The sequence below is a fragment of the Ochrobactrum sp. CGA5 genome (assembly GCF_006345815.1).
GTDB lineage: Bacteria > Pseudomonadota > Alphaproteobacteria > Rhizobiales > Rhizobiaceae > Brucella.
This window is the reverse complement of the sequence record NZ_VCIG01000043.1, coordinates 317,183-341,498: the sequence shown is the minus strand read 5'-3', so window position 1 is coordinate 341,498 and position 24,316 is coordinate 317,183. Positions and strand designations below refer to the sequence as shown.

Genomic DNA, 24,316 nt, shown 5'->3' with positions numbered 1-24,316 from the left:
CCTGCCCCCGCAACCAAAATCAACAAAATACCATTCAAACCCCGTAGAAAATCTACGGGGTTTTTTGACGTCTATAGCCAAAAATACAAATCAAGCCAGATCCCTACCCGGAAAAGCAATTCCGCGCGGATCCTCCGCGTCGATATCATCCAAGGGCGACGGACCAAGGTGGATTAGCACGTGATGGCGTCAGGCAACCAATTCAGAAAGCCTTCATCCGAAGTTTCAATGGTCTTTGGCTGACCGACACTTACCGAGTTCAATCAGACGACAATCTGCCGAATGATCCGGTCGCCGCGCGGCTGAAGAGGGGCCGCATCGCGACCCGCTGTTACCGCCGCACATACAGAAGCTCTAAATCACCGGAACGAACTTAAAACTCGATGAAGATTTGGCAGTTTCAGCTTTTATTACTCCGGTTCAATGCAGAAGGGCCAAATGAATGCGGGAGTTGAAGCTTCAACGATTCAAGTATATCGTTTAGAAATATGTAATTTGCATTACAATTGAAATGTAGTTCCATTTGTCAGTGTATCTGGAGGTGTTATGGCGTCTGTTGTTGCTCATAGTATCGAAAGCGCCATCCATCGCGCTACAGTTCAGGGTTCTGTGAAGTGGAGAAGCACCAAATCATTACGCATATGGCTGTTTGCGTCTGTCTCAATAGTACCTCTTCTAATTGGCTGGACCCAAGCGCAAGCTGCGTGTGATCCTGCGGGCCGGTCTCTCCCGAGCAATACAACAGTCACTTGCACCGGTACTGACAGTCAAGGGAGCCGGGCGGGCAGCAATACAACGGGCGTCTCAATTACAGTCGATTCCGGCGCGACAGTCACGCGATCCACCAACGACTCGGAACGAGTGCTTTCCGTGTTCAGCGAGAGCAGCATCACAAACAACGGCACTGTGACGAGCATTGGGGACAGCGCGCACGGAATGGAGGCGCGGGCTGGAAACAACATCCTCGTAAACAACGGCCTGATCAGTACAACGGGCCCTTCAGCAAGAGGGATGCGTATTCGCGCTGACGGCAGTGGCAGTACCATCATCAACAACGGCACTATTACCACGTCCGGGCACGATGGTGATGGCATGGACCTCTTTGGCAGCAATAACATTGCAATCAATAACGGCACCATCAGTCTGACGGGCATTGAAGCTGACGGAATGCAGGCGACCGGCGATTTTCTGACCGTCATCAATACCGGATCGATAACAACACGGCCACCAGCTGGTTCAAATCAGGATACGGACGGGATAATTGTACGGGGCAATAACAATACCATCCGCAATACGGGTACGATTGATGTCGATGGAAAGGATTCCCATGCTCTTGATATCGTCGGGACCAACAATACTGCGGTCAATGAAGGTGTTCTGATTGCAAATGGCCTGAATGAAAGCGCGGTCTATTTCGAAACGACCGCGGGGCAGATCAATAGCCTTGTCAACACAAGCACATCAAGCGTGACTAGCCGTCAATCAGTCGCGATCGTTGGTCTGGACGGAGATGAGCTGGTCGATAATTCCGGTACGGTGACAAGCGGTTCCGGTCCCGCCATTCAACTACAGGGTGGGAATGATGTGTTCATCATGCGAGCCGGTAGCCTGAATGCAGTCGGACCCGTTGCGGTTGATTTGGGTGAAGGCAATGATCGTTTCGACTGGATTTCCGGCGGAATTATTAATGGTCAGGTCTTGATGGGCAATGGCGATGACGTTGCCAATCTGAAGAAACTGGACGATGCCACCTTGCAGTTCACACCAGCCGTGGACGGCGGGCTTGGCACTGACACAATCACGCTTGCCAATGTAAATACATCAAACCCCGGGCGTTTTATAAACTGGGAGACCATCAATCTCATCACAGGTTCGCAATTGACCATGGGAAGCGACCTGATACTTGGCGACTCCGTAACCGGAACAGGAGTACTGAACATCGACGGTACCAGCACGGTTATTGCGAGCAATGGAAATCATTTCATCTCACCAAGCATTGCCGGGGCAGCCGTTGGTGTCAACAATGCCGGCCTGATTGATCTGGCTGCTGGCGGCAGCTCGGTGGGGGATCGTCTCACCATCAATGGAAACTATACAGGGTCGAGCGGTGAACTACGCCTCAACACAGTATTGGGTGATGACAATTCCGCAACGGACATGCTGATCGTTACCGGGGATACAGCAGGCAACACTTTGGTCGATGTTGTCAATGTCAACGGGACAGGTGCCATCACCAGTGAAGGCATCCGCATCATCAACGTCAACGGAGCATCGGATGGTTTATTCACACTCCTTGGCGACTATGAGTTTGAGGGAGGCCCTGCTGTTGTCGGCGGTGCTTACGCCTATCGGCTTTATAAAGGCGGCGTATCTACACCGAATGATGGCGATTGGTATCTCCGCTCGGCAATGACGCCCGTCGAACCAGAGCCAGGGCCGGAGCCTGAGCCAGAACCCGGAGAGGAATTGCCCCTCTATCAGCCGGGTGTTCCTGTTTATGAAGCCTATCCGCAGTTATTGCTTGGCTTGAACGGCCTTCCGACATTGCAGCAGCGCGTTGGCAATCGGTACTGGAGCCGTGCGGGCAACGTCATGCTTTCGGAAGGGGCCGACCCGATCGGCTCGCCCTATGCGCCGCCACAGGAAGCCGGCGTTCTCGTCGAAAACAATGGAATATGGGGACGTGTCGAAGGCATGCATACCAGCATGGAACCGCGCTTCTCAACGTCCCGCACGGATTATAATTTCAATACTTTTCGTATGCAGGCCGGACTGGACGGACTGTTCGTCGAGAATGAAAACGGCAAGCTGATTGGCGGTGTGACCGTACATTACGTACATGGCAAGGCGAAAACGCGCTCCGTCTATGGCGATGGCGAAATATCGACGGATGGCTACGGGCTGGGTGGAACACTGACCTGGTATGGCGAAAGCGGCTTTTATGTTGACGGACAGGCGCAGGCGACTTGGTATAAGAGCGATCTGAATTCCATGCTTGCCAATCTTGCCCTGACTGATGGCAATGACGGCTTCGGATACGCCTTGTCTCTGGAAAGCGGAAAACGCGTCATGCTCAACGAGCAATGGTCCGTCACCCCGCAGGCGCAGTTGGTTTACTCGAACGTGGATTTTGACAGCTTCAACGATGTATTTGATGCCACCGTCGATCTCAATCGGGGTGACAGCCTGCAGGGTCGTCTCGGATTAAGCATCGACCGTCAGAACTCATGGTACAACGACAAGGGATTGATCGATCGAACGTATGTGTATGGTATCGCCAATCTCTATTATGAGTTTTTGGATGGGACGAAGATCGACGTTTCAGGCACAAGCTTTACCAGTCGCAATGATCGTTTCTGGGCTGGTATCGGACTGGGAACCAGTTACAACTGGAACAGTGACAAATACTCTCTTTATGGAGAGGGCTCCATCAACACCAGTCTGAGCAATTTCGGCGACAGCTATGCCTATAAAGGAACAGTCGGTTTCCGGGTGAAGTGGTAGTTGATCTGTTTTAAAACACTGTTTGCAGGGATAATTAGAGCATAATCTGATCGGAGCGGAACGAGGATCGATAAGATTATGCTAAAAATTAAGATGTTAGAGCGCCGATCCGATCCAGTTAGATCGAAACGCGCTCTAAAGCATATCTCCCCAAAGCGGGAACTTTTTGGGGATGAGGATATGTGTGAGAACGAAGACTTAAAGCGTGTCGCAGGGATATAGTAAAACGCGACGCGCTTAAAATAGTACCTATCTGCTTCAATTGGACCGAAACTCTTATCGCATAAGAAACAACTCCTTGGGGGCTAACAATGCTTATTTGCGGCTGCTGTGTTTCATCTTCCAACAATGTCTATCAAGGTATAAATCCGTGTCGTTGCGCGGCGCCCGAAACGCTTGCTGCCTATCGACGGATACATGCAGATCTGTCGCGTCGGGAGATTCTTGGCGGGATGACTGCGGTTCTTGGTATGTTTGCCGGGTTCGGGTTATCGACAACACCAGCCAAATCACAAACGCCGCCTCGTCCGATACTCCTTACCAATTTACGCCTGTTCGACGGTGAGAATCTGAAGATTCGGGAGGACGTGGATATTCTGATCGACGGCGGACGCATATCCGCCCTACCTGCCAAGGGACAAGGGCCAGCGGATGCGGAGCGTATCGATTGCGGGGGACGAACGGTCATACCCGGCCTTATTGATGCCCATTGGCACAGCACCCTTGCCGCTGTAACCCAGACCACGGCAATGACAGGCGATATCGGCTATGTCCATATGGTGGCGGCAAAAGAAGCAGGTGCGACCTTGATGCGCGGCTTCACGACTGTGCGTGATATGGGGGGGCCGGCTTTCGCCCTAAAACGCGCCGTTGACGAGGGCGTCGTACCAGGCCCCCGTATTTTCCCATCCGGTGCAATGATTTCCCAGACCTCCGGCCATGGTGATTTTCGCACGCTGACCGAATTGCCCAGAACGAACGGAGAGTTGAGCTATCCTGAGAAAGTTGGCGTAGCTGCAATCGCCGACGGGGCTGATCTGGTCCTCATGCGCACCCGCGAACAGCTAATGCATGGTGCAAGCCAGATCAAAGTTATGGCCGGTGGCGGTGTGGCATCGCCCTACGACCCTCTGGAGGTCACACAGTATACTGAGCGCGAGCTTCGTGCAGCAGTGGAAGCCGCTGAGGATTGGGGCACATATGTTTGCTCTCACGCCTACACTTCCGCAGCCGTTCAAAGAGCGATACGCGCCGGCATCAAGAGCATCGAACACGGCCAACTGGTGGATGAAGAAACCGTGAAGATGATGGGGGATGCAGGTGTATGGTGGAGCTTGCAACCATTTCTGATGGACGAAGACGCTAATCAATACCCTGATGCCGAACGACAGGCAGCCCAGAAACAGGTGTCGGAAGGCACGGTCAGGGCGTTTGAATGGGCCAAGGAATATAAAATCCCAACAGCCTTTGGAACGGATATTCTTATGACCCCCGCAGGCACCGCGTCGCAAGGACGGCAGTTGGCCAAGCTTGCCCGTTTCATGAGCCCGCTCGAAGCGCTGCATATTGGTACGGGAGCCAATGGAAAACTGCTTGCCATGTCAGGCGGGCGATCTCCTTACAGTGGGAAACTTGGTGTTATAGAGCCTGGCGCTTTTGCCGATCTGCTTGTGGTGGAAGGTGACCCCGAGAAAGACCTTTCGTTCTTGTCGACGCCCGATGAAAATTTTCACCTTATCATGAAGGGTGGCCAGATTTTCAAGAACACACTTTAAAAGTGCCTGCCTGAGCGTGCGCATTCGTTCACTCTGATCGGCGCAGATTGTTGAGTGAACGATGCGTGCGGTTTGGGACGCTTCTGGACGATCACGATGAAAAAGCAAAAATCCCGGACAAAGCCGGGATCTTGATACCTGAAGCTGATCGGAAAAACTGGAGCGGGCGAAGGGATTCGAACCCTCGACCCCAACCTTGGCAAGGTTGTGCTCTACCCCTGAGCTACACCCGCTCGCGCCAGTCGTTTCGGAAACCATTCGTTTCCGTCAGGCAGGCGCTATATGGACCAACGCTCTGGAGATTGCAACAGGGAAATTTGCTTCTTTATATAAGATATTTTCCGACGCTCTCCAAAGCTGTGGATGAAGTCAGCGTCCAAGGCGTGTGACGCTGATCAGCGAGGCAAATAGCGCGAAGCCTGATGCGAAGAAGAGAATATAGGGAGTTCCTTCCACGCCCCATTGTGACAGCAGAAAGGCAACGAATGCCGCACCCAATGACTGGCCGAGAAGGCGTGCCGTGCCCAGCATTCCGCTTGCGGCACCGCTCCGTGAGCGCGGCGTTGAAGTAATCATCATGCGATTGTTCGGTGCCTGAAAAAGGCCGAAACCAATTCCGCAAATTGCCATGCGCCAGCAGATATCCGGGATAGATGGATGTTCCGGCAACATGCCGACCAGCGCAAGGCCGATGGAGAACGTGATGAGGCCAACCAGGCCCAGAATCGCTGGAGAGTGTTTGTCGGACAGTTTGCCTGAAAGCGGTGCGACTATGGCAAGTGCGATAGGCCAGGGCATCATCAGGAAACCGACTTCGATCGGCTTGAAGCCGAAGACGACCTGAAAGAGGAACGGCAGCGAGATGAATGCCATCATCTGTGCCAAGAACGACATGATCGAGGTGCAGATGGAAAGCGTGAAAACCGGAATGCGCAAGAGGTCGAGTGGTAGCAGCGGATCGGTCATACGCAGCGACCGCCGTGTGAGGAGAACAGCCGCAGTCACGCAGCCCGCCGCTTGCAGTAGCACAACGAAGGAGCCGATTTTGCTGCCTGCACTATCGATCGTCGTGACCAGTAGGCCAAAGGTGAGTGCAGACAATATGGCACTGACAACATCGAATTTACGCACAGAGCGGTCATTCTCAGGCAGGCTTTTGAAGCCCATCAGAACGGCTGCGACGCCGAGTGGAATATTGATCACGAAAAGCCACGGCCAGCTTAGGGAGGATAGCATGACGCCGGCAAGGGTCGGCCCGATGGTCGACGAAACCGCGACGAAGAGTGCATTGAGGCCAATAGCTGTGCCGAATTTCGCCTGTGGCACTGTATAGCGCAGAAGGGCTGTGTTCACACTCATCAGGCCGGCGGCACCCAGCCCCTGTATAATGCGGGCGAAAGTGAGTGCTTCCAGCGAGCGCGAGAAAACGCAGGCCACCGAAGCGACGGTGAATAATGCCACGCCGCCAAGATAAACGCGCCGATAGCCATAGATTTCGCCAAGTGCTGCAAGTGGAAGCAGGGTGACCACAATTGCAAGTTGGTAGCCGTTGACGATCCAGATCGAAGCGGCAGGACCAGCCGAGAAATCGGCGGCGATGGTTGGCAGGGCGACATTGGCAATCGTGCCGTCGATGACAGCGAGTGTGAGACCCACCACCAAAGTTGCCCATGCCCAATAGATTCGCGGCTTGGGCAAACCGTCCAGAGCCGAGGACGTGCTTTGGTGGATAGCAGTTTCGTGCTTCATTTCATGACCAGTATTCGGCACCAGAGCAGTTCTGACGAGCCCGTCTTAACGGGAACCGCTCCACGTGCCGTAAATAAACGACAGATTGCTGTACCTTAACCGCATTGGGAAGGTCAGCAAGCTATCTATCCGAAAACCGCCTGCCGAGAACTGTTTTCGGGCCATAAACCGGACAGGTAACGCTATTGTGTGCCAGTTTCGGCCTGAATCGGCAGTTCCATGACATACGCATATTGGCGCGGATTAAAGCTCAGATAGAGCGGGCAGATGCTTGCGAGCAGAACGAGATGCATGATCCAGCCTGATGCGAATGAACCGGTCAGGCCATGCAGGAAGGCGGTCGCGACAGGACCGAGAGCTGCGATCAGGAAGCCACCGCCCTGCATCATGGCAGCCAGTGCGCCTGCTTCTTCAGGTATGGGCAGGTGGTCGAGCGATGTAATAATGGCGAGGGCGAAGCTGCCGCCAAGACCCGCGCCGCAAATGGCTGACCAGAAGAAGGGCGAAAACTGTGGTGTGAAGGCGAGGCCCGCAAAGCCGACTGCCTGCATGGCCAATGTCAGCAATAGCCAAGGGCGGCGGTCAGTGTTGCGACGGGCGAACAGGGGTAGTCCGAAAGCAGCGATCGCCTGTGCGGCAGCCATCGCCGCGACGAGATTGCCGGTTGTAGAGGCCGCCAGCCCCAGCGACTGATAATAAGGAGCAAGCCATGCGACCATGGACGAATAGCCCGCATTGACGAAACCGAAAGCAGCCATCAGCATCCATGTGCGCGGGCGGCGCAACAGGTAGCCAGTTATGCCTGACTTTTTGCCCGGCGATGAAGATTCGCGGAGGATGGGAACCGCCGTCAGCAGGGCCAAAACCGCTGGAATCGCAAGGACGGCAAGTGCCAAGCGCCAGTTATGCTCCGATCCTGCAAGCCAGGGTGTTAACCGTGCCCCCAGAGCACCGCCGCCCATGATCGTGGCAGAATAGAGCCCGGTCACTGTGGCGATGCTTGCCGGGAAATTGGCCTTGATAAAGCCTGGCATCAATGCCTGAATCATCGCGACGCCCATGCCGCATAGAACTGCGGTCAGTATCAGCGAAACGCCATTCGGCACAAAGCCACGCAGGAGGGATCCTGCTGCAAGAATCGTAAGTGCTGCTAACATGCTGCGCCGGGTACCGAGCCGAAACTGAACGCGCGGAGCGGCGAAAGCGCCAAGCCCCATCAGCATCATTGGCACGAAGGTGAGCAGGGATAGTACACCGAAGCCCATTCCGGTGTCAGCAGCAATGTCAGAAAGTACCGGCCCCGGCGCGGTCAGGAACGGACGCAGGTTGAGCCCGATCAGGACGACAAGCGCGATGAGGGCAAGGCTTGATGTGTTCTCGTTGCTTGTCGCCGAACGACGGGTTGTCTGCATGTCTCAAGCGCCTGCCTTCTGCTTGTTGCTCCAGACCAGATAGAGTTCAGGATCGTTCTCCGGCGGGGAATGCTCGAAACTGATGCCTGTCTGTTCGCTGAAAGATTTGGCAAGTTCAGCGGCGATTCTGGCGGTGGAAAGACCGAAAGAGGCTGCCTGCTCGTTGGAATAGGCGAAGCGGTTTTTTTCGACCCCGGCCATGCGCATCGCGGCAAAACACATGGGGCAGGGCTGGCCGCTGGCATAGACTTCGCAGCCGTCGAGTCGCGGTGATAGCAGCGCCTTACCTGCTGCGCGCAATGCCAGCAATTCGGCATGGGCGGTCGGGTCACAATCGGCCTGCATGCGATTGACGCCTGTAGCGATGACTTTGCCGTCCTTGACGATCACGGCGCCGAACGGTCGTCCGCCTTGTTCAACATTGTCGAAGGCGAGCTTTATGGCCTGATCAAGATATGTGCTGTCGCTGCTCATTTCGCTCCTGCCTTTTCCAGCAGGACCACCATCGGCGCATAGCCCCGGTTGCGGGCATGTTGAAGCGGCGTAATGCCGTCCTTGTCTGCCAGACTGACGTTGGCACCGGCGTCGATGAGAAGCTTCACGATATCGATATGGCGCTGGCCGCCATCGCCGAGCATGATGGCTTCAAGGAGCGCCGTCCAGCCGAGATTGTTGACGTGATCGACCTTGACGCCAGCTTCGATTAGCGTGCGCACCGTTTCGACATGCCCGCGTTCGGAGGCGGGAATGAGTGCCGTTCCGCCATAGCGATTGGTGCTCGTCAGATCAGCCCCATGCGCGAGTGTCATCTTGAGGATTTCGAGGTGTCCGCGTGCACCCGCATAAAGATAGGGGCTGTCCTTGATGGCGTCCTTGGCATTGACATCAGCCCCCGCCTCAATCAGTGCGCGGGCAACATCGATGTGATTGGCATGGGTTGCCGCAAGAAGAGCTGTCTCGCCATTCTTGCCGCGCGCTTCAAGGTCTGCTCCGGTCTTGATGGCTGCATTGACCGAGGCCAGATCGCCGATTGCTGCGGCTTGAAGAAGAGGCGTTTCGGCATGGGCTGCGGTGGGATAAAAGGGTAATGTCGGTTCGGCCATAACGATCGTTCCTGCAATAAACACCAAGGCACTCAAGCTGAATCTGGTTTGACTCATCGGCGGGTTCTCCTGCTTGTTGTGTTCATACAAGCACGGTGGCATATTCGGAAATTAAATATTGAACTAACAATCAGTGGATTTATGAATACTTCTTTCAGCTTGGATCTTTTGCGGGCTTTCGTGGCTGTTGTCGACAGCCGTAGTTTTACGGCTGCGGCCTTTCAGTTGCACTCGACCCAATCGACAATAAGCCAGAAGATCATACGGCTGGAAGAAGCTGCCGGTCAGGCGCTTCTGGAGCGTGCCCGGCATGGTGTGCGCCCGACCGATGCGGGCGAAAAGCTGTTGGGTTATGCGCGCCGCATCCTGTATCTGCATGATGAGGCCGCATCCGCGATGGCCGGGACGGCGCTCACCGCTGCGTTTCGCCTCGGCCTGCCGGAAGATTTCGCTTCACGCCTGGTTACGCCTGTTCTGGCGCGTTTCATGCGCACGCACCCCAACACAAAACTTGAGGTGACAAGTGGGTTAAGCCGTGACCTGCAGAAAGGTTTCGAGACCGGTGAGTTCGACCTAGTCATGGTGAAGCAGAAGCGCGGTGAAACAGTCGGGACTATACATTGGCCTGAACCGCTGTCTTGGCTTGATAGCGCCGATTTTCCCGTTTCCCATGTCGATCCGCTGCCGCTTGTCGTGTTTCCACCGAACGGGCTTTATCGCAGCGACATGATGGAGGCTCTTGATCGCGTGGGCAGGCGGTGGCACGTGGTTTTCACCAGTTCCAGCTTGGCAAGTATCCAGAGTGCCATCGCCGAGGGGCTGGGCGTCAGCCTGCTGCCGACGCGTGTTGCGCTTCCCCGTCATCACGTGGTGCCTGCCGCCGCGGGATTGCCAGCTGTCGAACCCATGGAAATCGTTATCCGGCATATGGACAATGGCCCCGACCAGCTTCACCAGCTCGCCGAAATGCTAGCGGAAATCGTCGGCGAGTGAATGACTTGTGAAAGTTTGTCATTGGCCGTTGAGACGAATTGTATCGTTTCGAGGGGCATCTGTGAAATTTTCGGTCTCCCATTGCCCTTCTGATTTCTGAAAACATGTTCTTTTTTCAGATTGACTGATTTTGTATCCAGGATATTGTACCTAGAAAAGTTGGGAGGCTTTTCTATTGGCAGCTTTTGAATGGCGCAGTCAGACCCGTTTGCTGGACGAAGTGGCAGAGGCACTTCGCGAGCGAATCTATGCTGGTGACTATGCGCCGGGCGCGATACTCAGGCAGGAACATATTGCCGCGGAGTTCGGCATCAGCCGCACGCCCTTGCGTGAAGCCTTGCGCGTTCTGGAACGGGATGGGCTGGTCATCCACCTGCCAGGCAGGGGGGTGCGCGTCGCTTCTGCTGATCTTACCCGCCTGATCGATGCCTACGCGGTGCGTGAAGTGCTGGACGGTGTGGCCGCGCGTTTTGCCGCCGAGCGAGCGAGCGACACGGATATTGCAAAACTGCGCGCACATGTTGCGGGTCAGGGTACGGTCGTCGATCCGTGGGACCCGAAAGCCTATACCCAGTCTAATGTCGATTTTCATATGGCCGTCATGAACACGGCAGGTAACGCCTCGCTGATCGCCTTCGTGCCGCTTTTGCGCATGACGTCGCAGGTTTTTGCGCCATCCTTTTCGCTGTCAGTAGACCGGGCGCGCGAGGCAATTCGTGAACATGGAGCCATTGTCGAAGCCATCGCGTCGCGCGATGGGGAAGAGGCCGAGCGGCTGGCGCGCGCGCATATCCGCGCGACAACCGCAAGATTGGAGGCGGAAATGCCTCTTCGGGAGAATGAAAATGAAGCATGAAGACAGGACGGGAGGAGCTGGCTTGCTCCGTTATGGCAATTTCATCGCGGGCGCATGGCAGGATGCCGTTGGCGGCGAGCTTATCACCCTCCGAAATCCTTCCGATGGCAGCGAACTGGCGCTGATTGCACGCGGAACCAAAACCGATATCGATCTGGCGGTGGCTGCGGCGCGTGCCGCACTGTCTGGTGAGTGGGGCAAGCTGACGGCGACCGAGCGTGGTCGTTTGCTGCACCGTATTTCGGAAGAGGTTTTGAAGAATGTCGATCTCCTGACCGATCTGGAATCAAAGGATGTTGGCAAGCCGATCACGCAGGCACGTGCTGACGTCGTGGCGCTGGCGCGTTATCTGGAGTTTTATGGCGCTTCCGCCGACAAGGTGCACGGCGACACGCTTCCCTATCAGAACGGCTTTACGGTTCTGTCGATCTATGAGCCACATGGCGTCACGGGGCATATCATTCCGTGGAACTACCCTATGCAGATTCTGGGACGCAGTCTGGGCGCGGCGCTGGCTATGGGCAATGCCGCCGTGGTGAAGCCGGCTGAAGAAGCTTGTCTGACCATCTTGGAATTCGCCAGGATTGCCGAAAAGGCTGGCTTGCCGAAGGGAGCGCTCAATGTCGTGACCGGGCTTGGCGTGGAGGCCGGCGCGGCGCTTTCCGAACATCCTGACGTCAATCACATCTCGTTCACGGGATCAGTGCGCACGGGCGAGGCGGTTCAGGCCGCAGCAGCGAAGAACACTGTGCCGGTGACGCTGGAACTTGGTGGCAAATCTCCGCAGATTGTTTTTGCAGATGCTGATCTTGATCGCGCCGTACCTTTTCTGGTCAATGCGGGTATTCAGAACGCCGGTCAGACCTGTTCGGCGTCATCGCGTATTCTGGTCGAACGCAGCATCTATGAGGATGTCGTGGCGCGTATGAGCGAACGCTATCGCGCATTGAAAGTCGGTCCGGCCAGTGCCGATCTCTCGGTCGGCCCGGTGGTGTCGCAGCGCCAGAAGGCGATTGTCGAGAACTATCTCGACCTTGCCGGACAGGACGGTCTGGCAATTGCCGCGCAGGGCGTGCTTGTCGATGATGCGCCGGAAGGCGGCGCCTATGTGCTGCCGACGCTGATCCGCGACGTGCCCGCCGGTCATCGTCTTGCGCAGGAGGAGATCTTCGGTCCGGTGCAGGTCATCCTACCTTTTGATACGGAAGAAGAAGCCATCGCGGTTGCCAATGGGACTTCATACGGCCTTGTCTGCGGCATCTGGACCAATGACGGCGGACGCCAGTTCCGCCTGGCGCGAGCCATTCATTCAGGTCAGGTGTTCATTAATAATTACGGCGCCGGTGGCGGCATTGAACTGCCGTTCGGCGGCGTGAAGAAATCCGGCCATGGCCGCGAGAAGGGCTTTGAGGCGCTCTACGGGTTTGCCTCGTTGAAGACGATTTCCGTGTATCACGGCTGAAAATAGCATTCGGGAGAATTATAGTGTCGCTTGAAGGTAAGGTCGCGCTCATCACGGGAGCAGGTTCGGGGTTTGGCGAAGGCATGGCAAAGCGCTTTGCTGACGGCGGCGCAAAGGTCGTTATCGTTGACCGCAACAAGGCAGGCGCTGAGCGCGTCGCAGGCGAAATCGGCGACGCGGCGCTGGCCGTGGCTGCCGATATTTCCAAGGAAGCCGATGTCGATGCAGCGGTGGAAGCTGCTCTGTCGAAATTCGGGAAAATCGATATTCTGATTAACAATGCCGGCATTGGTCACAAGCCGCAAAATGCTGAGCTGGTGGAACCGGAAGAGTTCGACCGCATTCTCGGCGTCAATGTGCGCGGCGTCTATCTGATGACGCGCAAGCTCATTCCACATTTCAAGGACAATGGCGAGGGCGTAATCCTAAACGTCGCTTCGACCGGCGCTGGTCGTCCCCGTCCGAATCTCGCTTGGTACAATGCCACAAAGGGCTGGGTCGTGTCCGTCACCAAGGCGCTCGCTATCGAGCTTGCTCCAGCAAAGATACGTGTGGTTGCATTGAACCCGGTTGCAGGTGAAACGCCGCTTCTCACCACCTTCATGGGCGAAGACACCCAGGAAATCCGCAAGAAGTTCCGCGATTCCATCCCGATGGGTCGCCTGTTGAAACCCGATGATCTGGCTGAAGCGGCGGCTTTCCTTTGTTCGCCCGCTGCCTCTATGATTACCGGGGTTGCGCTCGACGTGGATGGCGGGCGTTCAATTTAAAAGAAGAGGCAAGGGGAGCCGGAGAGGAACGATGGGTAAACTGCTGAAGGCCGGGCTGATAACAGCCGCGATGCTGGCATCGATCAACGGTGCATTTGCAAAAGATACGCTGGTGGTTGGCGAAGTGCTCGAGCCGCCGGGCCTTGATCCGACGGCCAACGCCGCCGCCGGTATCCGGCAGGTTACCTATGCCAACCTTTATGAAGGTCTGGTGCGTATTGTCGAGGATGGCACGGTGAAGCCGCTTCTGGCTGAAAGCTGGACCGTATCCGACGACAGGAAGACCTATACGTTCAAACTGCGTCAGGGCGTGAAGTTTCATGATGGTACGCCGTTCGACTGTTCAGTCGTTAAGTTCTCCTATGAACGCGCGGTGGCTCCAGATTCCACCAATGCGCAAAAAGGGTTGTTTGAACCGATTGCCAGCACGGAATGTCCTGATCCAGCGACTGCCGTCATCGCGCTGAAGCGCCCGACCTCGAATTTCCTGTTCAATATGGGTTGGGGCGATGCGGTGATGGTTGCGCCGAATTCGGCTGCGGATAACAAAACCAAGCCGGTTGGCACGGGCCCTTTCAAATTCAAACGTTGGGTACAGGCCGACCGCGTCGAGCTGGAGCGCAATGCGGACTATTGGGGTGAGCCTGCAAAGCTTGCCGCCGTCACGTTCCGCTTCGTGAGCGATCCGTCGGCGGCGGCCGCTGCTATCCTTGCCGGTGACATCGACGTATTCCCGATGTTTCAGGCGCCGGAACTGATCAGCCGCTTCAAAAGCGATGACAATCTTCAGGTGGAAGTCGGCAATACGGCGGGCAAAGTTCTGCTGTCGCTCAACAATGCCAAGGCGCCGTTCGACAATGTGAAGGTGCGTCAGGCGCTGGCCCATGCCATCGACAGCAAGGCGCTGATCGAAGGCGTCTATTCCGGTTTTGGTACGCCAATCGGTTCGCATTATGCGCCGGTCGACCCCGGCTACGTCGATCTGTCGGAAACCTATCCGTACGATCCGGCCAAGGCGAAGCAACTGCTGGAAGAAGCTGGCGTTCCGGCTGGCACGTCGATCACCATCACGCTTCCGCCTCCGGCCTATGCGCGCCGCGGCGGCGAAATTATCGCGGCCATGCTGGCGGAAGTCGGCATTCAGGCCAATCTCGTACCGATCGAGTTTGCGCAATGGCTGGATCAGGTGTTCAAGCGTTCGGATTTCGACGCGACGATCATCGCTCATACAGAAGCGCGCGATCTCGATATCTATGCCCGCGACAAATATTACTTCAACTACAACAACCCGGAATATAAGGCGCTCTACAAGGCTTATGCCGAGGCGGGAAGCGATGAGGAACAGCTTGAACTCGTGAAGAAACTGCAGGAAAAGCTTGCTGCCGACGAGCCGAATATCTTCCTTTATGCGCTACCGAAAATTGGTGTTTGGAACAAAAACGTCAGGGGTCTGTGGAAGAACATGCCGATCCCGGCTGACGATCTGACGCAGGCCTATTGGGCTGAATAACCAGTTTGCCCCGTCGTTTGTTCGGCGGGGCGGCTTTAAGCGCATACCCGAAAAGTGTGAAGCGGTTTTCGGGTATGCGCATTGAATCAATTTGAACAGCCGCGCAGCCCATAGCGATAAAGGGCAGGGCGCGCAGCGAGTTGGAATGTGGAAAGCGGATATCCGTCTTTTCAGGGAGGTCGCTTTGCTGGCTTACATATCCGGGCGATTGGTTTCGCTTCTGCTTACGACGCTTGCGGCTTCCGTCATCGTCTTTCTGCTGATGCAGGTGCTGCCGGGTGATCCGGCGGCGGTGATCCTGGGCATCAATGCGCAGCCCGAAACACTGGCAGCGCTTCACAAGCAGCTCGGCCTCGATCAGCCACTCTGGTGGCGCTATCTTTCCTGGATTGGCGGCTTTCTGAAAGGCGATTTCGGTACGAGCTACACCTATTCCGTTCCGATAAGCGAATTGCTCGGCCCTCGCATCATGGTCACGTTACCGCTGGCGCTTCTTTCCATGGTGCTGTCGGTCGCGGTCGCTATTCCGGTTGGTGTTTACGCCGCTTCCAAGCGCGGCAAGATGGGCGATGTTTTGTCCATGGGGATGGCTCAGGTCGGTGTCGCCATACCGAATTTCTGGCTCGGCCTGCTTTTGATCCTGCTCTTTGCCTTGCAACTCGGCTGGTTTCCGGCTTCGGGTTTCGCCGGCTGGGAGGGTGGCTTCTGGATTGGCTTCCGTTCGCTGTTCCTGCCGGCATTGGCGCTTGCGCTGCCTCTTGCCGCCATTCTGGCCCGCGTAACCCGATCCGCAGTCATCGAAACGCTGGGTGAGGATTTCGTGAGGACAGCGCGCGCCAAAGGCCTGACACGCAAGGCCGCGCTCTGGCGTCATGCGGTGCCGAATGCGCTGATCCCGGTTGTCACCATCATCGGCCTGCAATTCTCCTTTCTGCTGGCAGGAACCATCATCATCGAAAACGTCTTCAATCTGCCCGGTCTTGGAAGACTGGTTTTTCAGGCCATTGCGCAGCGTGATCTCGTCACTGTTCAGTCGCTGGTGACGTTGCTTGCCGCGTCCGTGATTGCGGTCAATTTCATCGTCGATCTTGTCTACGGCTTTATCGATCCGCGCCTTTCGACGGGAGGCACCCGATGAGTGAAACGCAGGCTCTCCCGAAGCCAGGTGTGTTCAAAACGGTGCTGCTGAGCCGCAGCCTGGCCATTGGCTCTATCATTACGATCATTCTGGTCGCGATGGCCGTCATTTCCTACGTGTGGACGCCTTATTCGCCGACGGGCATGAATTTCCGTGACAAGTTGCAGGGGCCAAGTCTTAACCATCTGTTTGGCACAGATAATTTCGGGCGCGACGTTTTTTCCATGATCATGGTCGGCGCGCGCAACTCCATCGCCGTGTCGATCATTGCCGTTCTCGTTGGTGCTGGAATTGGTATTCCACTTGGTGCTTTCGCGTCTGCGCGCGGGGGCATGGTGGACGGCTTCGTTATGCGCATGACTGATCTGGCCTTCGCCTTTCCGGCACTTCTGACAGCGGTTATCATCACAGCAATCTTCGGTCCCGGTGCCGTGAATGCAATGATCGCCATAGGCATTTTCAATATTCCGGTCTTTGCGCGCGTCACGCGTGGAGCATCGCTTGGCTTGTGGAAGCGTGAATATGTGCAGGCGGCGCGGTGTGCCGGACGCGGCGATGTGTCGATCACGCTTTTGCACGTGCTACCCAATATAAATCATGTGCTGATCGTACAGGCGACGATCCAGTTCGCGCTGGCCATCGTGGCGGAAGCAGGACTTTCCTATGTCGGTCTTGGCACCCAGCCGCCGATGCCAAGCTGGGGCAAGATGCTCAACGACGCACAGACCTTTATTTATGACGCGCCTTGGCTCGCCATTTTCCCCGGCCTCGCCATCACGCTCGCTGTGCTTGGCCTCAACATGTTGGGTGATGGTTTGCGCGACGTACTCGACCCGCGCGTCAGGAGGCAAAGATGACGACACCTTTGCTCGAAATGGACAAGATGTCCGTCGAGTTGCCTATCGGCCTCAGGATCGCGGATATCGTGTCCGATATCACGCTGACACTCAATCGCGGTGAACGCCTTGGTGTGGTTGGTGAGTCCGGCAGTGGAAAATCGATTACCGCCCTTGCCGCCATGGGTCTGCTGCCTGATCGGATGGGTGTGCGCGGTACGCTGCGTTTCGACGGTGAGGATCTGGCAAACAAGCCGGAGGCGGAACTGTGCAAGATGCGTGGACGGCGCATGGCAATGATCTTTCAGGAACCGATGACGGCGCTCAATCCGGTTAAGACCATAGGCGCACAGATTGCAGAAGGTCGCCGTCTGCATTTGGGCGAAAGCCGCACCGATGCTGAACGCAGGGCGCGCGAATTGCTTGATCGTGTCGGCTTGCCAGCACCGCGTTTCAATCTCGATCTTTATCCGCACCAGCTTTCGGGCGGGCAGCGCCAGCGTGTGATGATCGCTATGGCGATTGCCTGCGAGCCGGACCTGCTGATTGCCGATGAGCCGACAACCGCTCTCGATGTGACCGTGCAGGCGCAGATTCTCGATCTGATGGACGAACTGATTGACGAAACCGGCACGGCTTTGATGCTGATCACCCATGATCTTGGCGTGGTTTCGGAAATGACCGACCGGATCGCCGTCATGTATGCGGGCCGCATCGTAGAGACCGGACGCACGGAAGAGGTGTTCAATCGCATGGCGCATCCTTATGCCCGGGGGCTGTTCCAGGCTTCTCCACATGGCGCTGCGCTGGTGCGCGCCCATGGCACGGGACGCCAACGCCTTGCCGCTATCCCCGGTGTCGTGCCCGATCCGCTGGCGCGTCCGCCTTATTGCACCTTCGCTGACCGTTGCGCATTCGTGCAGGACGATTGTCGACAGGTTATTCCGACGCTCGATCTGATCAGCGAAAGCAAAGGCATTGGGCATCGCGCCGCCTGTCTGCATCCACGCGCCGGTGACGTTGTGGCCGAGGTTCCCGCATGAGCAAGTTGATTTTGCAGGTGCGTGATGTCGTGCGCGAATACCAGCTTCCACGCGCATCGTTCTTTTCGAAACCCAGTGCTTTGCGCGTGTTGCATGGTGTGAATGTCGAGATCGAAGCCGGTCAAAGCCTTGGCATTGTCGGCGAGAGCGGTTCCGGTAAATCCACGCTGGCACGTGCCGTGATGGGGTTGGAGCGTCCGCAATCGGGGCAGGTTCTCATCAACGGGCAGGATATATATGCGCTTGATCGCTCGGGCCTGCGTGAGGCGCGCAAAGGCTTTCAGGCGATCTTTCAGGACCCATACGGTTCGCTCGATCCGCGCCATACGGTGAAGCGCATCATTTCCGAGCCCATTGTGGCGCTGGAAAGTGGTACCAGTTCCAAAGAGCGCGATGACCGCGTGGCGGAAGTGCTGGAAGCAGTTGGCCTTCCCAAGGAATCTGCGGAAAAGTATCCGCATGAGTTTTCCGGCGGGCAGCGCCAGCGCATTGCCATAGCGCGCGCGCTGATCACCAAGCCGGCGCTGATCGTCGCGGACGAGCCCGTTTCGGCGCTCGACGTTTCCATTCAGGCGCAGGTGTTGAACCTGATGATGGATCTGCAGGAGAAGTTCGGCCTCTCCTATTTGTTCATCAGCCACAACCTCGGTGTCGTGCGGGCTATCACCGACCGCGTTGCGGTGATCTATCGCGGCAATATTGTCGAGCAGGGGCCGACCAATGCGGTCTTCGACAACCCGCATCATGATTATACGCGGGCGCTGGTCGATGCCGTGCCAAAGCCATTTTCCGGTCGCCGCAAGCGAGCGCAACGCCTAAATCCCACACTGAAATTGCCTGAGTGATCTGAGGAAGTATCCAATGTCGAATCTAGCCGATTTGTCAGCCGTTGAACTCGTGTCGGCCTATAAGGCGAAATCGCTTTCGCCGGTCGAGGTCACGGAAGCTGTCATCACCCGCATCGAAGCCTATGAGCCGAAACTGAATGCGCTTTGGGCTTACGATCCTGATGCTGCGCTGCTGGCGGCCAAAGCCTCGGAAGCGCGCTGGGCGAAGGGCGAGCCTGCTGGACCCATCGATGGTGTGCCGCTGACGATCAAGGAGAATATTGCAACTCAAGGAACAGCGGTTCCGCTTGGCTGCGCGGCACTGCCGCTGAAGCCAGCTGCCGCTGACGCACCGCCTGCAGCGCGCAGCCGAGAGGCTGGCGGTGTGCTGCTCGCCAAGACGACCATGCCCGATCTCGGCATGTTGTCATCGGGCCTGTCGAGCTTCCACAAGCTTGCGCGCAACCCGTGGGACCTCAGCACGAATCCCGGCGGTTCGAGCGCTGGCGCGGGCAGTGCGGGTGCGGCCGGTTACGGCCCCTTGCATATCGGTACGGATATTGGTGGCTCCATTCGTCTGCCTGCGGGGTGGTGCGGCCTTGTCGGCCTGAAGCCGTCCTTCGGACGCATTCCTATTGACCCGCCATTCCTCGGTCGTGTCGCCGGGCCGATGACCCGCTCGGTTGCCGACAGCGCACTCTATATGTCTGTTCTGTCCCTACCGGATCGTCGTGACGGCATGAGCCTACCCCCGCAGAATATCGACTGGATGAACCTCGACATCGACGTTAAGGGTTTGAAGATCGGTCTTTGGCTTGATGCCGGTTTCGGCGAGCCTGTCGGCGGGGAAACGAAGGCCGCAGTAGAAGCGGCTGCAAAACTTTTTGCCGATGCTGGCGCGATAATTGAACCGGTGGCGCCATTCCTGAACCGCAGCATGATCGATGGTCTGGACCGATTCTGGCGGGCACGTTCCTGGTCGGACATCAGAAAAATGACGCCGGAAAACCGTGCGAAGATTCTGCCCTATATCTATCGGTGGACCGAGACGGCGGACGGGCTGACAGGAGAGGAAGTCTATCTTGGCTTTGCCCAGATGGATGCCATGCGCAATGCAGCGCTTGCGGCTTCCAAAGGCTTCGACTTCATCATCTCGCCCACCTCGCCGATGGCTACCTATCCGGCGGAATGGGCATCACCGGTCAACGATCCGCAGCGTCCGTTTGAACATATCGCTTTCACCGTTGCGATGAATATGTCGGAGCAACCTGCCGTCTCGATCAATTGTGGTTATACATCGACGGGCCTGCCGATCGGCTTGCAGATTTTCGGCCAACGTTTCGATGATATCGGCGTGTTGCGATTGGCGCGAGTCTATGAAGAGATGCGGCCTGAACAACGCCCTTGGCCTGTTATAACGTGATCAGCAAATCCTGCACCTTGTCCTGAGAAGGTGACCTTCTCAGGACAAGGGCAAGGTGGGCGCTCGGAATGTGGGAGCCGTTACTTCTTCGGGCGAAGCGGTGACCGCTCTTTGTAGCGGTCCATGGCAGTGAGCTTCTGGATTAGCGGATCGGCGTCGCGCCATCCATAAATCTCGGTACGGAGATATTCGAGTTCGGCTTCGAGTTCCTCTTCGCCAATTTCTGTCCACCATGACTTCGGACGTCCGTCGGTGCCATCCGACCAGCGATAGCCGCGTGCCTTCAGGTGATCCTTCATTTCGAACGGGCTGTTTTCGGCATAGACACGCATCCGCGCGCGCTGGCTTGTCTTGAGCAATTCGGCAAAGGGCGTGGTTTTGCCCGATTGCGCTTTCAGCACCGCGAGCAGGGCCTGACAATCGTCTTCAGCCCGGTGCCCGTTGTGGAAATAACCGCTTTGGCCAATCAGGTAGCCAAGCTTGGTGCCTTCAAAACCACGTGCGGTCCAGTCGATCTCCTTGACCGAGCATGCCCAGGGCTTGTTCGCGAAAGCGATTGAGAAGCGCTCGAGAAACGGGCGATCAAAACCCGCATTGTGCGCGATGATAATATCGGCTTCGGCGATGAGCGAATCCAGCTTCTCACGCGGGATCGTCTGGCCTTTTACCATCTCGTCGGTAATGCCGGTGATGCGGGTGATGTCAGCGGGTATCGACTTGGACGGCTGTTGTAACGCGCCGAACGTGGCGCAGATATCACCAATAGAGCCGTCGTCCGCATAGCGGAAAGCAACCGCACCGATCTCAATGATTTCCTCTTGTGCGGGATTGAGACCGGTTGTTTCCGTGTCAACGACGACGCCCAGCCGCGGAAAGGCCACCTTGTCGGCATCGGGAACGGTCGGTGGTGGATCGAGACGCTGCAAGATACGGTAACGCCCGCTGTCTTTTAGTCGCTTTACCATCTCCGCTTCATCAATGCCGGTCGTCTTGCCTGGCCTGATGCGTGCAGGGCGCTGTTCTGCCCGTTCATGCCTTTCCGCTGGTCCTTCCGCAGGAGAAGGAGCAAAAAGATCGAACTGATGGCGCATGGAACTTCTCCGCATGGGGGAACGGGTTTCACAAAGAATGCCATTTTGCGGTGCTGCAACCAAGGCCGCATTCGTATAAGTAACAGGTAATGACCCTGTCGAGCGTCAGCGAGGTGGCGTTTGCGCCGGGAAAAGGCATGAGGAGGGGACTTCGTGGCAGACTTTGATTATTGTGTTATCGGTGGCGGTATTGTCGGGCTTGCGACAGCAAAGGCCATGCAGGAGGCGGAGCCGGGCGCAAAGATCATTCTTTTGGAGAAGGAAAGCGATTTCGCACGTCATCAGACCGGACACAATAGCGGCGTCATCCATGCCGGTATCTATTACCAACCGGGTTCGTTGAAGGCACAGTTGTGCCGGGCAGGTGCCGAAGCCACGAAAGCCTTTTGCAGACAGTATTCCATTCCATTCGAAACATGTGGCAAGCTTCTGGTCGCAACCTCTTCTGACGAGGTCGAGCGCATGGAGGCTCTGGCCGGGCGCGCGGTCCAGAACGAGATTACGTTCCAGCATGTGGACCAGCTGGCTTTGCGCAAGCTCGAACCTGCTGTTGCCGGTCTCGAGGCACTCCTCGTTCCTGCGACAGGCATTGTCGATTATGCGAAAGTATCGCGGGCGATGGCTGCAGAAATTATTGAGCGCGGCGGTATTGTGCGGCTCAATGCGCCGGTTACGGCAATTCGGGAGGATGCCAGCGGCGTTACGATAACAGTGAAAGACCAGACCGTGCGCGCTTCCAAACTGGTCGCCTGTGCTGGATTGCAATCAGACCGCATTGCGCGGCTTGCCGGACTGGATATCACCCATCGTATCGTGCCGTTCCGCGGCGAGTACTACACCTTGCCGCAATCGAAGGCGACGATCGTCAAGCATCTGATCTATCCGATCCCTGATCCTGACCTGCCATTTCTCGGCATCCACCTGACCAGAACGGTTGACGGCGGCGTCACGGTCGGCCCGAACGCGGTTCTGGGCTTTTCGAGAGAAGGGTATAGCAAGGGTAGTTTCCACGCAGGCGATGTCGCGGATATGTCGACATTCCCCGGCTTCTGGAAAATGGCGATGAAGAACTGGCGCTCGGCACTATCCGAGTTCAGCAATTCCGCATCGCGCACGCGCTATCTGAAGGAGTGTCGCAAATATTGTCCGGCGCTGGAGCTTGCCGATCTCGGTGCGCCAGGCGCTGGAATACGAGCGCAAGCCGTTCTTGATGATGGCACGCTGGTGCACGATTTCCTTTTCAAGGAAACAGAGAGAATGCTGCATGTGTGTAACGCACCGTCACCGGCCGCGACCTCTTCTATTCCTATCGGCCGTATGATTGCCGAAAAGCTTCTGGGGATAAAGATTAAGGTAAAAACTGTGTGAAGAGACGTTTTCGCCGAATGATCTTGTTTTCAATTTATTTTTAGCATTTGCTTATTCTCGATGTTGCTCTTTTAGGGGGTGGTATTAAGCAATATTGCGATCCGAACAACTTGACTTTGATGCATCTTTGTCATTGCTCATTGGGTTCTGTTTGAAAGCACGTTTTCTCATTTTCGTTTTCAGCCGATTTAGGACCTGTTCGTGAAGTTTGTGCCGCCGTTGGTAGTGTTGCTGTTTGCTGCGACGATGTTGGGCGTTTGGATGCTCGACACGAAGCGAAGGCATCTTTTACTTTTCGGTCTGAGCTTTGCCAGCTTTGCTTTCGGGCTTCTGGTGCCGATATCGCTGATCTCCGACAGCCTCCTCCTGACCTCGCCAATTGCCACGACTTTTCATTTTATGGGCGGCTGGCTGCTTTGCGAAGGCGTGATGATACGCATGGGCAAGCATTACTCCCGCTTCGCTTCGAGCCTGATCGGCCTCGCTCTTCTGGGGGCAATGATTTATTTCATTGCGAATGACGCGGGCTATGCACGGATTGCTCCTGCGGTCCATCTGGCCCTGGGCGGTTTGGTGGCGGTTCTCTGCATTCAGGCGCGCGATCTTGCACACGGAAGCTGGATTGAGCGCGTTCTGTTTGGCGCCTTGTTGTTGTTGACAGTCCATTTCTATGTGCAGGCTGGCATGGCGCTGGGGCTCCCTGTTGAAATTTCACGACCTTCCGAGCTGATACATTCGCGCTATTGGCAGGGTGTTATGATTTTCGGTGCCTTTGCGGGCGTCTTTGCCGGACTCGTTCTTCTGGTTGTGACGACTTCCGATGTGGTGAAGGAATTGCAGGCGGAGCTCGACTCTGACCCGTTGACGGGTGTTTTGAATCGTCGCGGCCTCGAGCGTCATGCCCAACTGCGCTTGGCTGAAGCGCAGCGCGGTGATTATGGGGTTATCATCGCCGATATAGATCACTTCAAGTCGATCAATGATGAATTGGGCCATGCAACCGGCGATAAGGTTCTGGTGGAGTTCGCCCGTATCCTGCGTATGTGTTCGGCCAACACGACGGTTGTCGGGCGCGTCGGCGGCGAGGAGTTTTTGCTTCTGGTCCACGGCGACGCCGAGGCATGCGAACGACTAGGCAACAGGCTGTGCGGACGCGTCGCGCATTACAGTTTTCCGACGCTGCCTGTAGGGCGCCAACTGACATGCAGTTTCGGCATCGCCATGGTACGTGGCGGCGAAACTTTATGGGAAACGGCGGCCCGTGCAGATCTTGCTCTGATGCGGGTCAAAAGCCGCGGACGCAACCGCGTTGCGGTCGAGGGTCTTGAGTTTCCAAGTGCCAAACAAGGTACGTATCTCCTGAGCGCCTGATCCGATCTCTGGGATAAGCTGAATGGATTTCTTCATCGCGTAAAGGATTTGGTTACCATAATTGGCGATGCTGGAGATGACCTTC

Annotated in this window: 19 protein-coding genes and 1 tRNA gene; 14 read left to right on the top strand and 6 right to left on the bottom strand. The window is 56.4% G+C overall.

The window, feature by feature from the left end; genetic code table 11:
* Positions 1–1,011 precede the first annotated feature (1,011 nt).
* Both FJQ48_RS22190 and FJQ48_RS22185 read left to right on the top strand, forming a co-directional pair.
* Complete coding sequence (locus FJQ48_RS22190; protein ID WP_247870437.1) at positions 1,012–3,504, top strand: autotransporter outer membrane beta-barrel domain-containing protein; 2,493 nt, start codon at positions 1,012–1,014, stop codon at positions 3,502–3,504.
* 452 nt (positions 3,505–3,956) lie between these two features.
* Complete coding sequence (locus FJQ48_RS22185) at positions 3,957–5,279, top strand: amidohydrolase family protein (protein WP_210236272.1); 1,323 nt, start codon at positions 3,957–3,959, stop codon at positions 5,277–5,279.
* A gap of 158 nt (positions 5,280–5,437) precedes the next feature.
* Here the strand turns inward: FJQ48_RS22185 and FJQ48_RS22180 are convergent.
* From FJQ48_RS22180 to FJQ48_RS22160, 5 genes are all read right to left on the bottom strand, one after another.
* Positions 5,438–5,512 (bottom strand) — tRNA-Gly (locus FJQ48_RS22180).
* Between the two features lie 136 nt (positions 5,513–5,648).
* On the bottom strand, positions 5,649–7,028 hold the full coding sequence (locus FJQ48_RS22175) for an MFS transporter (protein ID WP_139977070.1): 1,380 nt from the start codon (positions 7,026–7,028) through the stop codon (positions 5,649–5,651).
* A gap of 182 nt (positions 7,029–7,210) precedes the next feature.
* Positions 7,211–8,440, bottom strand: coding sequence for a cyanate transporter (locus FJQ48_RS22170; protein ID WP_139977069.1), 1,230 nt, complete (start codon positions 8,438–8,440; stop codon positions 7,211–7,213).
* A 3-nt stretch (positions 8,441–8,443) separates the two neighbouring features.
* Positions 8,444–8,914, bottom strand: coding sequence for a nucleoside deaminase (locus tag FJQ48_RS22165; RefSeq protein WP_139977068.1), 471 nt, complete (start codon positions 8,912–8,914; stop codon positions 8,444–8,446).
* Positions 8,911–9,600 (bottom strand): ankyrin repeat domain-containing protein, encoded by a 690-nt coding sequence (locus FJQ48_RS22160; RefSeq protein WP_139977067.1) that lies wholly within the window; start codon positions 9,598–9,600, stop codon positions 8,911–8,913. Before FJQ48_RS22160 ends, FJQ48_RS22165 begins: the two co-directional genes overlap by 4 nt.
* 84 nt (positions 9,601–9,684) lie before the next feature.
* Here FJQ48_RS22160 and FJQ48_RS22155 point away from each other — a divergent pair, with 84 nt between their 5' ends.
* The 10 genes from FJQ48_RS22155 (at position 9,685) to FJQ48_RS22110 (ending at position 20,401) form a co-directional block, all read left to right on the top strand.
* On the top strand, positions 9,685–10,536 hold the full coding sequence (locus FJQ48_RS22155) for a LysR substrate-binding domain-containing protein (protein ID WP_139977066.1): 852 nt from the start codon (positions 9,685–9,687) through the stop codon (positions 10,534–10,536).
* A 175-nt stretch (positions 10,537–10,711) separates the two neighbouring features.
* On the top strand, positions 10,712–11,392 hold the full coding sequence (locus FJQ48_RS22150) for a GntR family transcriptional regulator (protein WP_139977065.1): 681 nt from the start codon (positions 10,712–10,714) through the stop codon (positions 11,390–11,392).
* The gene (locus FJQ48_RS22145) at positions 11,382–12,854 is read left to right on the top strand and encodes an aldehyde dehydrogenase family protein (RefSeq protein WP_139977064.1); all 1,473 of its coding nucleotides are present in this window, start codon (positions 11,382–11,384) and stop codon (positions 12,852–12,854) included. The genes FJQ48_RS22150 and FJQ48_RS22145 overlap by 11 nt, the downstream gene beginning before the upstream one ends.
* Positions 12,855–12,877: 23 nt before the next feature.
* On the top strand, positions 12,878–13,624 hold the full coding sequence (locus FJQ48_RS22140) for an SDR family oxidoreductase (protein WP_139977063.1): 747 nt from the start codon (positions 12,878–12,880) through the stop codon (positions 13,622–13,624).
* 31 nt (positions 13,625–13,655) lie between these two features.
* Complete coding sequence (locus tag FJQ48_RS22135; protein ID WP_139977062.1) at positions 13,656–15,134, top strand: ABC transporter substrate-binding protein; 1,479 nt, start codon at positions 13,656–13,658, stop codon at positions 15,132–15,134.
* 184 nt (positions 15,135–15,318) lie between these two features.
* The gene (locus tag FJQ48_RS22130; protein WP_139977091.1) at positions 15,319–16,272 is read left to right on the top strand and encodes an ABC transporter permease; all 954 of its coding nucleotides are present in this window, start codon (positions 15,319–15,321) and stop codon (positions 16,270–16,272) included.
* Positions 16,269–17,129, top strand: coding sequence for an ABC transporter permease (locus FJQ48_RS22125; protein ID WP_139977061.1), 861 nt, complete (start codon positions 16,269–16,271; stop codon positions 17,127–17,129). Before FJQ48_RS22130 ends, FJQ48_RS22125 begins: the two co-directional genes overlap by 4 nt.
* A complete protein-coding gene (locus tag FJQ48_RS22120; RefSeq protein ID WP_139977060.1) occupies positions 17,126–18,151 on the top strand; it encodes an ABC transporter ATP-binding protein in 1,026 nt (341 codons plus the stop codon). The genes FJQ48_RS22125 and FJQ48_RS22120 overlap by 4 nt, the downstream gene beginning before the upstream one ends.
* Entirely contained in the window at positions 18,148–18,996 is an 849-nt protein-coding gene (locus tag FJQ48_RS22115) for an ATP-binding cassette domain-containing protein (RefSeq protein ID WP_139977059.1), read from the top strand. Before FJQ48_RS22120 ends, FJQ48_RS22115 begins: the two co-directional genes overlap by 4 nt.
* Before the next feature lie 16 nt (positions 18,997–19,012).
* Entirely contained in the window at positions 19,013–20,401 is a 1,389-nt protein-coding gene (locus tag FJQ48_RS22110) for an amidase (protein WP_139977058.1), read from the top strand.
* Positions 20,402–20,481: 80 nt separating this feature from the next.
* Here the strand turns inward: FJQ48_RS22110 and FJQ48_RS22105 are convergent, their stop codons facing one another.
* Positions 20,482–21,492: a 3'-5' exonuclease gene (locus tag FJQ48_RS22105; protein WP_139977057.1), complete on the bottom strand. Its 1,011-nt coding sequence runs from the start codon at positions 21,490–21,492 to the stop codon at positions 20,482–20,484.
* A gap of 153 nt (positions 21,493–21,645) precedes the next feature.
* Here FJQ48_RS22105 and lhgO point away from each other — a divergent pair, with 153 nt between their 5' ends.
* Positions 21,646–22,860: an L-2-hydroxyglutarate oxidase gene (gene lhgO / locus FJQ48_RS22100; RefSeq protein ID WP_139977056.1), complete on the top strand. Its 1,215-nt coding sequence runs from the start codon at positions 21,646–21,648 to the stop codon at positions 22,858–22,860.
* A 201-nt stretch (positions 22,861–23,061) separates the two neighbouring features.
* Positions 23,062–24,231: a GGDEF domain-containing protein gene (locus FJQ48_RS22095; RefSeq protein ID WP_180350278.1), complete on the top strand. Its 1,170-nt coding sequence runs from the start codon at positions 23,062–23,064 to the stop codon at positions 24,229–24,231.
* Positions 24,232–24,316 lie beyond the last annotated feature (85 nt).

Bases quoted from the DNA above. Each gene is read 5' to 3' on its own strand.
- FJQ48_RS22190 (WP_247870437.1), top strand. From the start codon at position 1,012: ATGCGTATTCGCGCTGACGGCAGTGGCAGTACCATCATCAACAACGGC.
- FJQ48_RS22185 (WP_210236272.1), top strand. From the start codon at position 3,957: ATGACTGCGGTTCTTGGTATGTTTGCCGGGTTCGGGTTATCGACAACA.
- FJQ48_RS22175 (WP_139977070.1), bottom strand. From the start codon at position 7,028: ATGAAGCACGAAACTGCTATCCACCAAAGCACGTCCTCGGCTCTGGAC.
- FJQ48_RS22170 (WP_139977069.1), bottom strand. From the start codon at position 8,440: ATGCAGACAACCCGTCGTTCGGCGACAAGCAACGAGAACACATCAAGC.
- FJQ48_RS22165 (WP_139977068.1), bottom strand. From the start codon at position 8,914: ATGAGCAGCGACAGCACATATCTTGATCAGGCCATAAAGCTCGCCTTC.
- FJQ48_RS22160 (WP_139977067.1), bottom strand. From the start codon at position 9,600: ATGAGTCAAACCAGATTCAGCTTGAGTGCCTTGGTGTTTATTGCAGGA.
- FJQ48_RS22155 (WP_139977066.1), top strand. From the start codon at position 9,685: ATGAATACTTCTTTCAGCTTGGATCTTTTGCGGGCTTTCGTGGCTGTT.
- FJQ48_RS22145 (WP_139977064.1), top strand. From the start codon at position 11,382: ATGAAGCATGAAGACAGGACGGGAGGAGCTGGCTTGCTCCGTTATGGC.
- FJQ48_RS22135 (WP_139977062.1), top strand. From the start codon at position 13,656: ATGGGTAAACTGCTGAAGGCCGGGCTGATAACAGCCGCGATGCTGGCA.
- FJQ48_RS22125 (WP_139977061.1), top strand. From the start codon at position 16,269: ATGAGTGAAACGCAGGCTCTCCCGAAGCCAGGTGTGTTCAAAACGGTG.
- FJQ48_RS22120 (WP_139977060.1), top strand. From the start codon at position 17,126: ATGACGACACCTTTGCTCGAAATGGACAAGATGTCCGTCGAGTTGCCT.
- FJQ48_RS22115 (WP_139977059.1), top strand. From the start codon at position 18,148: ATGAGCAAGTTGATTTTGCAGGTGCGTGATGTCGTGCGCGAATACCAG.
- FJQ48_RS22110 (WP_139977058.1), top strand. From the start codon at position 19,013: ATGTCGAATCTAGCCGATTTGTCAGCCGTTGAACTCGTGTCGGCCTAT.
- FJQ48_RS22105 (WP_139977057.1), bottom strand. From the start codon at position 21,492: ATGCGCCATCAGTTCGATCTTTTTGCTCCTTCTCCTGCGGAAGGACCA.